This window comes from Kineosporia babensis, from assembly GCF_021129305.1.
Taxonomy (GTDB): Bacteria; Actinomycetota; Actinomycetes; order Actinomycetales; family Kineosporiaceae; genus Kineosporia; species Kineosporia babensis.
Genome location: NZ_JAJOMB010000017.1, coordinates 124038 through 137342 on the forward strand (window position 1 = coordinate 124038; position 13305 = coordinate 137342).

Below are 13305 nucleotides of genomic sequence, written 5' to 3' on the forward strand. Positions count from 1 at the left end.
GCTCAGCTGATGCGCGACCAGAACTCCGCGCTCACGCCGATACTCTCCAGCCAGCCGGCCTCACCGATCTTGACCAGGTCGGCGCCGCGCAGCACCAAGGCGTCGAGAACGTCGAGGCCAGCCGCTACATCAAGGGCGTCGAGCACCTTGGGGACGTCCTCGGCGGCGACGGTGAGCCCGTAGGCGTACTCGGCGACGTCCTCCCCGAACAGTTCGGTGGCGTTCAGATCCTCGCCGAGGATCACCAGCGCGCCGTCGTCCAGGTAGGCCTTTACCGTCAGGCCCTCCTCGGACACGAGGGTCACCTCGCGCTCGTCCTCGTCTTCCATAGGTCTAACTGTAGACACGGGGTAAACGGGGGTGGCTGCGGCAGGGCAGGATGTACGGATGCGAATGGTTGCGTGCGACCTGGACGGCACGATCGTGCGCAAGGACGGCGAGATCTCACCGCGCACCCTGGCCGCGCTGACCGCCTGTGAACGGCTGGGCATCCACGTCGTGTTCGTCACCGGCCGGCCGCCGCGCTGGATGAACCCGATCGTGCAGATGACCGGCCATCAGGGCCTGGCGCTGTGCGGCAACGGCGCGGTGGTGCTGAACCTCGCCACCGGCGACGTGGTCAGCAGCCGGGCGCTGCCGCTGCCCACCGTGCTGACCGTCACCGAGCGGCTGCGTGAACTCATCCCCGGGGCCTCGTTCGCCCTGGAGACGCTGGACGGCTACCGCCGCGAACCCGAGTACATGCCGATCTACACGGCCGACCCGCACGCTGCCACCGGCCCGGTCGCGACCTTGCTGGACGACAGCCCCACGGTGGTGAAGGTGCTGTGCAAGCAGTCGGCCGAGCACTACGGCGAGCTGGACTCCGACGAGCTGCTGGTGCTGGCCCGGGGTGCGCTCGGTGCGCTGGCCGAGGTGGTGCACTCCGATCCGCACAGTCATCTGCTGGAGATCTCCGCACCGGGCGTGACCAAGGCGACGGCCCTGGCCTGGCTGGCCGGCGAGCTGGGCCTGGCCGCCCCCGACGTGATCGCGTTCGGTGACATGCCCAACGACATCCCCATGCTGACCTGGGCCGGGACCGGCTACGCGATGACCGGCGGGCACCCGGACGCGATTGCGGCGGCGAGTCGTCAGGCTCCGCCCTGTGACGAGGACGGGGTCGCTCAGGTGATCGAGGCGCTGCTGGCCGAACGTGATCACCTCCTCGGAAGGTAGATTCCGCACATGGCGGCGGAACGACGGCTGAGTGTGGACTGGCCGGCCTGCAAGGGCCACGGCCTGTGCGCCGAGCTGGTTCCGGAGCTGGTCACCCTGGACGAGTGGGGCTACCCGATCCTGGCCGACCAGGCGGTGACCCGGGGTGTGCAGTCGCATGCCCAGCGCGCGGTGGCCTCCTGCCCCACCCTGGCGTTGCTGCTGGTCGAGACCGAGGCCACGAACCGCCTGGTCACGCCCAACGCCGCCGACCCGATCACCGGCGCGATCAAGGCCGCCACCGGCCCGCAGCCCACCCAACGCCGCACCACCAACCGCTCTACCCCCGCAGCTGCCTCTCCCCCGGTACCCACCAGAAGGTCGCCGCGCACCCCCGCAACTCCCCTACCGGCTCCGACGCCCATCGCTGCACCAACCTCGGGCCCGAACACCTCCAGCTTCCCTGCGCAGCCAGCCGACTGGGCTGCACCCCCTGCACCCTCTCCTCCCCTTGCTCCCAGCACGACCCCACCACCGACCCGCCGCAGCCGACGCGCAGCCCAGAACCAGACCGGATCCGCCACTGGTTCCCTGCCCAGGCCCGCGACCAACGACCCGATCACCGGCGCCATTCAGGCCGTGACCGGCCCCAACGCCGTCCAGCGCCGCACCCCGCCCACCGGTATGGCCCGACACGCCACCCCCGCGTACGGCCAGTCCGCACTGGTGCCCGAAGCGCAGACGTACGAACCAGGCGAGAGCTTCTTCGAAGGCTACGAACCCCGCCAGCCCTACGCGTCCAAGCAGCCACGCACCCGCCGAGAAGCCCGAAGCCGCCGCAGCAAGTAGCGCGGACAGGTTCACCAGGCGTGGTCGCAGTAGTCGCAGGAATCTGCTGCGACTACTGCGACCAGAGCTGGTGAACCTGCGGGAAAGTGCGGGTGGGCGCCTTGGAAGGTGTCTCAGCAGAGGTGGCGGTGTGGTCAGCTCTTCAGGATGCCGTGGCGACCGGAACGCGCAACGATGGGCGTGGCGCGCCTTTGCGCCGGTCAGAGGGGAGTTCACGGTGGACTTGTGGCAGTGGGCCGTGGTGTTCCTGGGGGTGCTGATCCTGCTGGCCGCGGTGGTCTACGGCATCCAGGCCCGACGGCGCCGGGGCAGTGTGGTGGCACAGCGCTCACGCAGCGGTAGCGGCAGTAGTGGTCCGCGAGGCGGCGGGGCTCCGGGAGGGCAGCTGTGAGCGTGTTGCTGCGGGCTGCGGATCTGCTCAAGCGGCCGGTGGTCACCCTGGCCGGTGACGACGTCGCCCAGATCAAGGACGTGATCTATTCGTCCGGGTCCGGTGAGCTGGCCGGTTTCACGCTGAACGGGCGGGGGATCTTCGCCGGGCCGCTGAAGCAGACGCTGCCCTGGTCGAACGTGCACGGTCTGGGCCCGGCGGCGGTGATGATCCGCGACCTGGACAGCCTGGCCGACCGGCAGGCCTTCGACGGCGAACTGGAGGGGGCCGGTGGCGTGGTGATCGGCTCGATGGTGCTCACCCACAGCGGGCGCAACCTCGGGGTGGTCACCGACGTGATTCTTGACGTGCGTGAGAAGTCCACCGATGCGGTCGGTTACGAGATCGAGCCGAGCGACAAGACCGCTCCGCGCCGGCAGTTCGTGCCGCTGCCCGACACGCTCTCGGTCTCCGGTGAGGCGCTGATCCTGCCGGACACCGCACTCGAGTTCATCCGCGACGACCTGGCCGGCTTCGGTGCGGCCGTGGACGAGTTCCGTTCCCGCCTGGGCCGGCCCGAGGCCCACCCGAGTGAGGAGCCGACGCCGTGATCAGGTTCAGCGACATCGCGGGCAACCCGGTGATGGACACTTCCACCGCGACCACCGTGGGCAAGCTCGAGGCCCCGATCATCGACCCGGCCACGCATCGCATCGTCGGTTTCCGGGTGAAGAAGAGCAAGGGCCCGGGGGACGTGCTGCTGTGGGCCTCGGTGGCCGGGCTCGGGCCGGATGCCGTCACGGTGTCCTCGGCCGAGCAGGTCAGCGACCCGCCGCCGGAGCTGAAAGACCGTTCGGGGCGCAAGCTCGACGTGCTCAAGCGGCCGGTCCTGACCGAGCACGGGCATCCGCTGGGCAAGGTCAAGGACGTGGAGTTCGACCCGTCCGACGGGCGGGTAACCAACTTGCTGCTGAAGGACAGTTTCGTCGACGGTGGCCGGCTTCTTGGAATAGGTAAGTACGCCGTGGTGGTCGCTGGCTGACTTTGCCCCTCGCGGTGGTTACCGTCGGTGCTATGGGGGTAGACCCGGAGGAGCAGGTCGCGGTCCTGCAGGCGCGCATCCATGAGCGCCTGGCTCAGTTGCGCGCGGTCGGGCGGGGAGTACGGGTCGGCGCCGGTGGGCACGAAAGCCTCGATCCGGACGGCGGTCTGGAAGACAGGATGCTGGACGACCCGGCCTTCGACTCGGCCCTGAACGAGCGGGCGCGGGACGAACTGCGCGAGATCGACCTCACCGACGGCATCGACCTGACCGACGCCCGGCTGGCCGAAGCAGGCTGGGACGAGCCGGGCCCGGGTGGTGGCGTCGTCGACCTGAATGCGCACGAGGACGACGAGGACGAGCCGGATCAGTACGGCGGCCGGGATCTGCCGGGCGAGCCGGAAGAACCAGGGGACGGCGGCGGCCGGGGCAGGATCGGTGGGCCGGACTGGCAAGGACAACCAGCGGACGGGGGCGGCCGGTCTGATTCGGATGCGCGGTCCGGGCGGGGTGGGCTTGGTGACCTGGGCCGGCCTGAAGACCACGAAGATGACGGCTCAGATCAGGCGGACGGCGGCGGGTCAGGCTCCGACGGGCAGGACGATCGCGATGGGCTGAGTTGGTTCAGTGGCTTGGATCGGGCTGAAGGGCAAGAGGACGTCGGTGGCCGGGGTGGGTCGCACAGCCGGGACGGGCGGGGCGGGCGGGGCGGCTTCGGTGGCCTGAACGGCTTCGGCGGTCGAGGTGGACTGGGTGCGTTGGGCGGGCTCGTCGGCCGGGACGGCTGGCGCGGACTTCGGGGGATCGGCGGGCGCCGGGCTCCAGAGGATGAAGACGGTCAGGAGGATGACCGTGCCCCGGAGGAAGACGGCGAGTTCGCCGACGCCGGGCCCCGGCTGCTCGGGAACGCGCAGAGCTCAGGGCGGTCCGGGAGGTCCGGCTCCCCTGGGTCGTCCAGCGCTTCTGGGGCACCACGTTCGATCGATCTGGACGGCTCTGGCGATCAGGGTCTCGACAACGTGGGTGCTGCCGCCCGGCTGACCGGCCGCGATCGTCCCTCATTGGCCGAGGCGACCGACGCGGTCATCGCCGCCACCCGCGAACTGATCAACTACGAACGCCGGCTGCCCATGCTGCTGGATGCCCAGCCCCGCCTCCTGAGCCTGCGGATCGTGCGCTGGTCGGGCGTGCTGGCCGCCGCGGTGGCCGCCGGTCTGCTGGTAACCGCACTGGCCGGCGGGATCGCGCGCTGGTGGGTGCTGCCCGCGCTGATCAGTGGGGGCGCGGGCTACCTGCTGCTGCGGCTTCCGGTGCATCCGCCCGGCGACCGGCACGAGTCACTGCGGCCGGGCTCGGTGGTCACCGCGTTCGGGGCGCTGGTCACCGCGATCTGCGCCACTTCCGGGCTGCCGTCGACGGTGCTGCTGCTGGGCATCGTGGCGATCGGCGTGGGAATCTGGCACGTGCAGCAGACACCTCTGCGAATCGGGACCCTGCCCGGGAGGTTTCGCGACTCATGGCGCTGATCCGGCCTCGCTCCTCACCCGACACCGAACTGCATCACGCGGTCGCCCAGCTGCGCGACGACGTGGAAGACCTGGGCATCGCGATCGCCGACCTGCCCGGCCGCTTCGACACCCTGGGCTCCTCGCTGGAGGAGGTCCGCAAGGCGGTGCGGCAGGTCGAAAGGCGTTCCGAGGAGGCCGAAGTCTCCGTGCACGACCTGGGCGCGCTGGTGAAGCGGCTGAACGCCCGGGTGGAATGGCTGGAGCGCAACATCCGGCTGCAGGCGGACGTGCCCGAGGCCGAGCTGGACGCGCTGGAGCGGCGGGATCTGGAGCTGGCGCAGGTGGCCGAGGAGGGGCATCTGGCCAAGGCCGGGCTGCTGCAGCCGGCCAACCGTTCCTCGCTGGAGGCCGCGGTCACGTCGCACGCCGGAGCGGTGCGCCAGCACTCGCATCACCGGGAGGTGGCCCTGGGCGCCAGCGAGGTGCTGGCCGAGACGCACCGCGACGATCCTCGGCACGCGGCCGCCATCGAGGAGTTCGAGCTGGCGGTGGCCGGGCTGACCGAGACCCGTGACCGGATGCGGAGTCTGGCCGCACCGGCGCTGGAAGCCGCCGAGTTGCTGGCCGCGGACGAGGAGAACCAGGTGGCCGTGGCCGATGTGATCGCGGAGGGGGAACGGGCCTGGGCGGCGTTGCAGGTCCGGCTGCGAGCGCGGGTGGCCGACGCGGTGGGCGGGGGCGCGCTGCTGCCCAACTGGTTCACCTCGGTGCTCGGTCCGATGCCGGCGGCACAGGACACCCGGGCCTGGATGGACGTGGCGACGAGCCTGCTGGCCTACCGCACCACGTACTCCGTGACCGACCCGGTGATCGCCCTGGGCCTACCCCCAGTGGACGGTGAGAACCCCCGCCGCCGGGCCTGGTACCACCAGCTCCGGCGGCAGTTCGACGACCTCGACCGGGCTGCCTCCCTTTAGCTCTTGATCCCGCCGTCGGAGTACAGCAACTGCCCGTTGATCCAGCCGCCGTCCGGCGAGAGCAGGAACGAGACCAGGGCGGCGGTGTCCTTCGGGCGCCCAAGGCGACCCAAGGGCGTCCTCTGCTCGAGCTCCTGATGCAGTTCGGAGTCCATCCAGCCGGTGTCGATCGGCCCCGGGTTGATCACGTTCGCGCTGAGGTGGAGGTGGGCGAACTCGCGGGCGGCGGCCAGCACGATCCGGTCGAGCGCGCCCTTGCTGGCCCCGTAGGGCAGGTTGAACGTGGTGTGGTCGCTGGTCAGGGCCACGATCCGGGGGTGGTCGACGGTCGCTGCGGACAACCGGCGGGCGAACTCGCGCACCAGCAGCCAGGTGCCCCGGGCGTTCACCGCGAAATGCCGGTCGAAGCTCTCCACGGTGGTGCTCAGCAGGTCCGAGTCCACCGACTCGGCGTGGCACATCACCAGGGCGTTCACTGGACCGAGCCGATCGTTCACGGCGTCGAACACCGCCTCGGGGGCCGTGGCATCACTCAGATCGGCCGGAACGGCCAAGGTCTGGGCCCCGGCTTCCCGCAACCGGGAGCCGAGCTCACCGACGTCCCCGATCTGCTCGCCCCAGGGCATCCGCGCGTCGTACGGCGACCAGTGCGTGGTCGCGACGTCCCAGCCGTCCTCGGCCAGCCGTACCGCGATCCCGGCGGCTATCCCCGCCAGCCGACCGGCGCCGGTGACCAGGACGACGGGCCGTTGACTGGCCGCGTCCGTCCCTGCACCGGCTACTTGGCTTGCCTCGGCTTCTGGACTCATCCGGCGATCATGCCGCCCCCGCGGCGAGTCCTGAAGCGAATTACCGGGCCAGCAACTGCTCGAGCACCTCGGCCAGACCGTCCTCGCCCACCGGAGAGGTGACCACGTCGGCGTGCACCTTCACGTCGTCGGTGGCGTTGCCCATGGCGACCGCCCGGGTGGCCCAGCCGAACATCTCGATGTCGTTGCGGCCGTCCCCGACCGCCAGCGTGGCGCCGTCGTCCACGCCGAGGCGACCGCGGATCACCTCCAGCGCACTGGCCTTGCTGACCCCGTCGGGAGCCAGGTCCAGCCAGGCCGTCCAGCCCACCGAGTAGTTCACCCCGTGCATCCCCACCGACTTGGTCAGCTCCAGGAAGTCGTCCGAGGTGTGCTCCGGGCTGCGGACCACCACGCGGCAGGCCGGTTCGGCGGAGAGCTCCTCGAACGTACCCACGCGCACGTGCGGGCCTTCCATCTCGCCCTCGGGGAAGTCCCCGGTGACCAGGAAGTCGCCGTTGCCGGTCTCCAGCGCGTACAGCGCCGTGGGGAGCTGTTCGCGCAGCAGGGCCAGGACATTGGCCGGGTCGAAGGTGACGGTGTCGGACACCTCGTAGCCGTTCGGCACCGTCGGGTCCAGGCGCAGCGTCACGGAACCGTTGCTGCACACCGCCCAGCCGTTGACCAGGCCCAGCCGGTCCAGCACGGGCAACGTCTCGTACAGCGAGCGGCCGGTGGCGATCACCACGTGCACGCCCAGGTCGGCGACCGCCCGGACGGCCTCGCGGACCCGGTCGGTGAGCCGCTGGTCGTGGTCGAGGATGGTGCCGTCGATGTCCAGGGCGACCAGCTTGGGGGCCCAGGGGTCGGTGCGGGGTCGGTTTTCGATCACGTGCTCTGTCATTCGCCGAGTTTAAAGGCCCGGAGGTTACGGTCCGGGGTCGATTGATGACGTACGAAGCCAAGCCGGGGTGGACGATTCGGTTCTGCTTGAAACTTCGCAGGCCGTAGCCCCCGTCCGGCTGAAACCGGCGAAGGCCTGGCGAACAGCGGGTTGCATCACCTCGCGTCTGGGCGGGCCGGGACCCGATCCCCGGCTAACGTGCACGTCATGTCGATCGGTAGCGATGTCATCAGGGACGTCGTGCTGGTTGTGGTGCTCGTGCTGGCCGTCGCGCTGCTGATCGCCCTGGTGGTGACCCGGCGCCGGTTGCTGTTCGCCCGGCGGCGGGAGGAGTCGGCCGACGAGTCGGCGGCGCCGCAGGCGGCCGTGGTGGTGCACAGCAAGAAGGTGGACGACCACGACGCCCGGCGCCGGCAGATCGAGGTGCTCTCGGGGCGTCTGGGCTGGCGGGCCCCGGTCTGGCTGGAGACCACGGCCGAGGATCCGGGCCGGGGGCAGACCAGGAAAGCGGTGGAGGACGGCGCTTCGGTGGTGGTCGCCTTCGGAGGCGACGGAACTACCCGGGCGGTGGCCGAGTCGCTGGCCCAGACGGGTGTTCCGATGGGGCTGCTGCCGGCCGGGACGGGCAACCTGCTGGCCCGCAATCTGGGGGTGCCACCCAACCGGCTGGAGTCGTCCCTGCACATCGCCCTGACCGGGCGGAACCGGACGATCGACATCGGGCACGTGGAACTGGCCGACACCCTGGACAGCCCACCCCGCAAAGAGACCTTCCTGGTGATGTCCGGCCTGGGCTTCGACGCCGAGGTGATGGCCACCACCGCGCCGGAGCTGAAGAAGAAGATCGGCTGGGTGGCCTACGTGGTCGCCGGGATGAGCCGGCTGCGGGGGCGTCGCACCCCGGTGACGCTGCGGGTGGACGACGGCCCGGCGGTGCAGCGCCGGATCCGCGCGGTGCTGGTCGGGAACGTGGGGATGCTGCAGGGCGGCATTCAGCTGATGCCGGCCGCCCTGCCCGACGACGGCTGGCTGGACGTGGTGGTGGTCTCCCCGCGGGGTGTGACCGGCTGGGTGCCGGTAGTGGGGGCGGTGCTGACCCGCCGCAACCACGCCACGGTCGAGCACTTCCGCTGCAAGACGGTGGAGATCCAGGCCGACCGCCCGATGTTCGCCCAGCTGGACGGGGATCCGGCGGGTAAGGCTCAGTCGCTGAGGGCCCGGGTGGACCCGCTGGCCCTGGTCGTGCGGGTGCCTGGTTAAGAAACGGCGACGCGATCGGCGAAGGGCAGGCGGATCTCCTGTTCCCAGGACCAGGTCTGGTTCGCGCGGCGCAGGGCCACCAGCGAGAGGTGGCGCACGTCGATCGCGGTCAGGCCCTGGTCGGTCCGGGCCAGGCCCTCGGCCAGCACCGGGCCGGGGATGTCGGCCCCGGCGTAGGCGATGCTGACGTGCGGCACGAAACCACCGGCCGAGGGTGGGAACTGGTGGATCCGTTCCGGGCCGAGCAGTTCGGCCGCGGCCAGTTGCAGCAGGTCGCGCAGGGCCACGATCTCCTCGACCGGATACACCGGCAGCACCACCGCATCGATGTCGTCGGTGGCCGGGCCGGCATACAGCCGGGGCAGCTGGCGCCGGGCCACGACCGAGCCCACCGCCTCGGCCAGCCGCTCGATCTGCGCGTCGGGCACCAGGTCGCGGAAGGTCACGCCCTGGACCGTCATGTGCAGGCCGTGGCGGGCGATCGGGGCCAGGCCGGGGATGCCGGACAGCGCGGCCTGGTCACGCTCCACCCGGGCGTGCAGGCCGTCTGCCTGGGCGAAGGTCAGGTAGAAGGCCCAGAGTTCGCGGCCGGGCCGCCACTGCGGATCCTCGACCCAGTGGTTCTGCAGGCCGTTCATCGTGGTGTTCCCCAAGGTCGGTCCGGACTGAGCGGGGCTCATCCTTGCGCGCTGCCCGGACGAGCGGACAACCGGGTGTACGGCCGAATTGGATCGTCTACATCAATCTAGTTACTGAGCTAGAAAGCATTAGACGACAGAATCCTCATGCCGGATCGCTAGGCTCCCCGCCCATGGGAAAGAAGCAGCGCCGAACCGGATCCGCCCCCGCCGCCGTCCTCGACGGTGACATCCCGGTCGTCGGTGGTCGTGAGGCCTGCCCGTGCGGCTCGGGCAAGCGGTACAAGGCGTGCCACGGGCGGGCGGCCCGGATCGAGGCGATGAAGATGGTCGTGCGCCCCTTCGAGGGCCTGACCGGCGAGTGCGACCTGGTCGCGATGCGTGAGGTGGTGCCCGCCGCGACCGCCGTCGTGCCGGTCAAGGAGGAGTTCGGCGGCGGGGTGGTCACCATCGCCACGATCCTGCCGATGGCCTGGTCGGCCCTGCACCGGGCGGACGGCACGGTGCTGGCCGGTCTGCAGACCAACGGTGGCTCCGGCGACGCCAGCCGGGACGTGGCCGCGGCCCTGCTGCAGGCCCGCGAACTGGAGGCCGGCAACCCGGTGCCCGAGGGCGACCTGCCCGGCCCGGGCCCGCGGCTGCAGGACGTCCTGGACCTGTCCGGCGGCCTCGAGGTCACCGTGCACGAGGGCTTCGAGTTCTGGTTCGCCGAGGACAACGACCTCACCCCCGAGGTGCGCGAGTCGCTCGAGCAGGCCAACGGCGCCGCGGTGCCGACCAAGCGGCTGAAGTCGGTCGAGGCGGCCTACTGGGTGCAGATGGGCCCGCGCCGGCACCTGCGCTGGGTGCTGCCGGACGACGAGACCAAGGTGCTCGACGGCATCGCCCGGCTGCACGCCGCGGGTGAGTCGGCGCTGCTGCCGGAGACCAAGTACGTGGGCTCGTTCCGGGCCTGCGGCCTGATCGTGCCGGTCTGGGACCTGGCCGACGACACCGAGCCGGAAGAGCTGGAGAAGCCGATCCTGGCCTTCGCCGAGCGGCTGCGTGAGGCGATGGGCCGGACCGAGCCGCTGACCGCCGAAGAGCGCCGGGCCCGCGCGGGTGTGGTCTCGCGCCAGGTCACGCTGCGCTGAGCCGTTCGTCACCACAACCGACAGGGGGACGCAGGCGCGCACGTTGCGCACCGGCGTCCCCCGTTTGTTCTGAGGTACTTAGAACCGAACTGGAGACGCCCGCGAGCCTTGCGCACCCCGTCCCCAGTTGTTGATCCCTACGGGTTTGCGCACCCGGACTACCCCACTGTTCGGCTGACCCCCTAGCCTCTGGAGGCGTGGCAGACGTGAACGTGCCCGGTGGGCTTGCGGTGATCATCCCGGCGAAGGACGAGGCCGAGCGGATCGCCAAGACCGTCGAGGCCGCCCTGGCCCTGCCCGGTGCCGACGTGGTGATCGTGGTGGACGACGGCTCCAGCGACGCCACCGCCTCGATCGCGCTCAAGGCCGGCGCCCAGGTGGTCAGCCACGAGGTGAACCAGGGCAAGGCGGCCGCGATGGAGACCGGCGCGGCCCGCGCCGCGGTGCTGGACTCCGCGGTTCTGCCGGCCGGGCCGCGGGCGTTGCTCTTCATCGACGCCGACCTCCAGGAGAGCGCCGCCGCCACCGCCACCATCGTCGAGCCGGTACTGGCCGGCGAGGCTGACATGACGATCGCGCTGATCCCCCCGCAGGCCACGGCCGGCGGGGGCAGCGGACGGGTGGTACGTCTGTCGCGCAAGGGCATCCGTCAAGCCACCGGCTGGACGGCCACGCAGCCCCTGTCAGGTACCCGCTGCATCAGTCGACCAGCCTTCGACGCCGCCCTACCCCTGGCCCTGGGCTGGGGCGTGGAGACCGGCCTGACCATCGACGTGCTCGGCGCCGGCTACCGGGTGATCGAGGTGCCGTGCGAACTGCACCACCGGGTCACCGGCGCGGACCTGCGCGGGCAACTGCACCGCGCCGGGCAGTACCGCGACGTCGGACTGGCCCTGCTGGAACGCCGGGCCCGCTCGATCCCGGCCCTGAGCCGCGGGTTCCGGCCGGCCGCCAAGGTGGTCCGCAAGGTCCTCGGCGGGTAATTCCGGACGTGGCCTGCACCACACCGAACTGAACTTTCGGTCAATTCGGCGTGCCTTTTCCAAGCCGAGTCCACCCGCGCGCACTTTGTGGCGGGCGATGCTGGTTCGATGGGCTCGTGTCATCCAAATGGGTCTTCAGCGGGTCGGGTGCGCTTTCCGTCCTGCTGCTGGCCGGGGTGGCCCTCGCCGGTGACTCGGCCGCGGTGCCCGGACTGGGCGGCGCCACCTGGCATCCCACCTGGGACCTCGATCTCGGGCTGAACTCCGGGCTGGTCAGCGGCCTGCTGGTGCTGGCCGCGGTGCTCGGTGCGGTGGCGATCGGGGCTGGGCTGCTGGCCGTGCGCTCGTGCCAGTTCCTCGCGCCGCGCAGCGTGCTGCTGGCCGCGGTCGGCGTGGTCACCGTGTTCACCTTCCTGCCGCCGCTCGGCTCGGCCGACCACCTTTCGTACCTGGCCTACGGACGCATCGCCGCCGCTGGTGACGACCCCTACGCCGAGTCGCCGATCGAGTGGCGCGCAGGCACCGACCCGGTGGCCGGCGCAGTGCAGCCGCCCTGGCAGGACACCCCCAGCGTGTACGGCCCGGTCTCCACCGCCGCCCAGGCCCTGGTGGCCTGGGCCGGAGACGGCTCGCTGCGACTGACCGTCTGGTTCTGGCAGATCCTGTGCGGCCTGGCCTTCCTGGCCGTGGCGCTGACTCTGGACCGATTGACCAGAGGCGATGCGCAGGCCCGGGCCCGCACCTGGGTGCTCTGGACGCTGAACCCGCTGATGCTCGGCCAGCTCGTGCTCGGCGGGCACCTGGACGTGATCTCGGTGGCCTTCGCGATCGGGGCGCTGGCCTTCGCCGCGCGCCGCCCCGCGGTGGCCGGCCTGCTGATCGGCGCCGCGGTCGGCAGCAAGATCACCTTCGGACTGTTCGCCCTGGCCATCCTCTGGGGCCTGCGGCATCGGCCGCTGCCGCAGCTGGCCCGCCACCTCGGCATCATGACGCTCTCCGGCCTGGCGCTGCTGGTTCCGGCCCATCTGTGGAGCGGACGGCACACCTACGACCGGCTGGAGGCGGCCGGCGGGCAGGTCTCGCTGGCCACGCCCTGGCGCCTGCTGACCAACGAACTGGACCCGGTTTTCGGCAGTGTGGTGCGCGACGTGGTCGGCCCGGTCGCGATGGGCCTCGGCGCCGCACTCGCGGTGCTTCTGCTGCGCCGCCTGCAGGGGCGCCCGACCGGGATCGCAGCGCGTGACACCGAAACGGCGTCAATGGTTCTCGCAGCGTTCGCCCTGACCACCGGCTGGCTGCTCATGACGCCGTACTCACTTCCGTGGTACGACAGCATGGTGTGGGCACCGCTGGCGCTGCTCACCCCGACGCTGCTCGACGGTGCGCTGCTGGCCCGGCTGTTCGTCCTCGTTCTGGCCTACGTCCCGGGCCGGGTGGTCGGGATGTCCGTACAGGTCGAGGAACTCACTCTGGGATTCCGCAAATCCGTAGCGCCCTGGCTGGAACTCGCCGTGATCGTCACGGTGCTGGTCTGGACCTGCTTGCGCCGGAAGGACTTCCAGGCTTCTACTGTTCTCCACGACGATGAGCAACGCCGCTCCTCGGCCACCGTGGCTAACGATTCGACGCCGGCCAGGCCGACTGAATAGGTTGCGG

Annotated in this window: 15 protein-coding genes; 11 read left to right on the forward strand and 4 right to left on the reverse strand. The window is 70.9% G+C overall.

What is annotated here, in order from left to right; genetic code table 11:
• Positions 1–2: 2 nt before the first annotated feature.
• A complete protein-coding gene (locus tag LR394_RS27270; RefSeq protein WP_231447294.1) occupies positions 3–329 on the reverse strand; it encodes a hypothetical protein in 327 nt (108 codons plus the stop codon).
• Between the two features lie 58 nt (positions 330–387).
• On the opposite strand from LR394_RS27270, the gene LR394_RS27275 reads away from it, so the two are divergent.
• The 7 genes from LR394_RS27275 to LR394_RS27305 all read left to right on the forward strand — a co-directional run bounded on the left by LR394_RS27275 (position 388) and on the right by LR394_RS27305 (position 5943).
• On the forward strand, positions 388–1218 hold the full coding sequence (locus LR394_RS27275; RefSeq protein WP_231447296.1) for an HAD family hydrolase: 831 nt from the start codon (positions 388–390) through the stop codon (positions 1216–1218).
• Between the two features lie 9 nt (positions 1219–1227).
• A complete protein-coding gene (locus tag LR394_RS27280) occupies positions 1228–2046 on the forward strand; it encodes a ferredoxin (RefSeq protein WP_231447297.1) in 819 nt (272 codons plus the stop codon).
• 217 nt (positions 2047–2263) lie between these two features.
• Positions 2264–2437: a hypothetical protein gene (locus tag LR394_RS27285; protein WP_231447299.1), complete on the forward strand. Its 174-nt coding sequence runs from the start codon at positions 2264–2266 to the stop codon at positions 2435–2437.
• Complete coding sequence (locus LR394_RS27290; RefSeq protein ID WP_231447301.1) at positions 2434–3027, forward strand: PRC-barrel domain-containing protein; 594 nt, start codon at positions 2434–2436, stop codon at positions 3025–3027. The genes LR394_RS27285 and LR394_RS27290 overlap by 4 nt, the downstream gene beginning before the upstream one ends.
• A complete protein-coding gene (locus LR394_RS27295; protein ID WP_231447303.1) occupies positions 3024–3458 on the forward strand; it encodes a PRC-barrel domain-containing protein in 435 nt (144 codons plus the stop codon). Before LR394_RS27290 ends, LR394_RS27295 begins: the two co-directional genes overlap by 4 nt.
• A 32-nt stretch (positions 3459–3490) precedes the next feature.
• On the forward strand, positions 3491–4984 hold the full coding sequence (locus LR394_RS27300; protein WP_231447304.1) for a hypothetical protein: 1494 nt from the start codon (positions 3491–3493) through the stop codon (positions 4982–4984).
• Positions 4975–5943, forward strand: coding sequence for a hypothetical protein (locus tag LR394_RS27305; RefSeq protein WP_231447306.1), 969 nt, complete (start codon positions 4975–4977; stop codon positions 5941–5943). Before LR394_RS27300 ends, LR394_RS27305 begins: the two co-directional genes overlap by 10 nt.
• Here LR394_RS27305 and LR394_RS27310 read toward each other — a convergent pair.
• Positions 5940–6752, reverse strand: a complete 813-nt coding sequence (locus tag LR394_RS27310) for an SDR family oxidoreductase (RefSeq protein ID WP_231447308.1) — start codon at positions 6750–6752, stop codon at positions 5940–5942. The two genes, LR394_RS27305 and LR394_RS27310, sit on opposite strands and share 4 nt — an antisense overlap.
• A 40-nt stretch (positions 6753–6792) precedes the next feature.
• On the reverse strand, positions 6793–7635 hold the full coding sequence (locus tag LR394_RS27315) for an HAD family hydrolase (protein WP_231447311.1): 843 nt from the start codon (positions 7633–7635) through the stop codon (positions 6793–6795).
• A 207-nt stretch (positions 7636–7842) separates the two neighbouring features.
• Between LR394_RS27315 and LR394_RS27320 the strand changes: the two genes are divergently transcribed.
• Positions 7843–8895, forward strand: coding sequence for a diacylglycerol/lipid kinase family protein (locus LR394_RS27320; protein WP_231447312.1), 1053 nt, complete (start codon positions 7843–7845; stop codon positions 8893–8895).
• On the opposite strand, the gene LR394_RS27325 is transcribed toward LR394_RS27320, so the two are convergent.
• Complete coding sequence (locus tag LR394_RS27325; RefSeq protein ID WP_231447314.1) at positions 8892–9575, reverse strand: 2'-5' RNA ligase family protein; 684 nt, start codon at positions 9573–9575, stop codon at positions 8892–8894. The genes LR394_RS27320 and LR394_RS27325 overlap by 4 nt on opposite strands.
• Before the next feature lie 131 nt (positions 9576–9706).
• On the opposite strand from LR394_RS27325, the gene LR394_RS27330 reads away from it, so the two are divergent.
• The 3 genes from LR394_RS27330 (at position 9707) to mptB (ending at position 13298) form a co-directional block, all read left to right on the forward strand.
• On the forward strand, positions 9707–10666 hold the full coding sequence (locus LR394_RS27330) for a DUF5926 family protein (RefSeq protein ID WP_231447316.1): 960 nt from the start codon (positions 9707–9709) through the stop codon (positions 10664–10666).
• Positions 10667–10863: 197 nt separating this feature from the next.
• Entirely contained in the window at positions 10864–11649 is a 786-nt protein-coding gene (locus tag LR394_RS27335; RefSeq protein WP_231447318.1) for a glycosyltransferase family 2 protein, read from the forward strand.
• Between the two features lie 116 nt (positions 11650–11765).
• The gene (mptB, locus tag LR394_RS27340; RefSeq protein ID WP_231447320.1) at positions 11766–13298 is read left to right on the forward strand and encodes a polyprenol phosphomannose-dependent alpha 1,6 mannosyltransferase MptB; all 1533 of its coding nucleotides are present in this window, start codon (positions 11766–11768) and stop codon (positions 13296–13298) included.
• The last annotated feature ends 7 nt before the right edge of the window (positions 13299–13305 follow it).

Excerpts from the sequence above, each read along its gene's own strand:
- LR394_RS27270 (WP_231447294.1), bottom strand. The coding sequence starts at position 329 with ATGGAAGACGAGGACGAGCGCGAGGTGACCCTCGTGTCCGAGGAGGGC.
- LR394_RS27275 (WP_231447296.1), top strand. The coding sequence starts at position 388 with ATGCGAATGGTTGCGTGCGACCTGGACGGCACGATCGTGCGCAAGGAC.
- LR394_RS27280 (WP_231447297.1), top strand. The coding sequence starts at position 1,228 with ATGGCGGCGGAACGACGGCTGAGTGTGGACTGGCCGGCCTGCAAGGGC.
- LR394_RS27300 (WP_231447304.1), top strand. The coding sequence starts at position 3,491 with ATGGGGGTAGACCCGGAGGAGCAGGTCGCGGTCCTGCAGGCGCGCATC.
- LR394_RS27305 (WP_231447306.1), top strand. The coding sequence starts at position 4,975 with ATGGCGCTGATCCGGCCTCGCTCCTCACCCGACACCGAACTGCATCAC.
- LR394_RS27310 (WP_231447308.1), bottom strand. The coding sequence starts at position 6,752 with ATGAGTCCAGAAGCCGAGGCAAGCCAAGTAGCCGGTGCAGGGACGGAC.
- LR394_RS27315 (WP_231447311.1), bottom strand. The coding sequence starts at position 7,635 with ATGACAGAGCACGTGATCGAAAACCGACCCCGCACCGACCCCTGGGCC.
- LR394_RS27320 (WP_231447312.1), top strand. The coding sequence starts at position 7,843 with ATGTCGATCGGTAGCGATGTCATCAGGGACGTCGTGCTGGTTGTGGTG.
- LR394_RS27325 (WP_231447314.1), bottom strand. The coding sequence starts at position 9,575 with ATGAGCCCCGCTCAGTCCGGACCGACCTTGGGGAACACCACGATGAAC.
- LR394_RS27330 (WP_231447316.1), top strand. The coding sequence starts at position 9,707 with ATGGGAAAGAAGCAGCGCCGAACCGGATCCGCCCCCGCCGCCGTCCTC.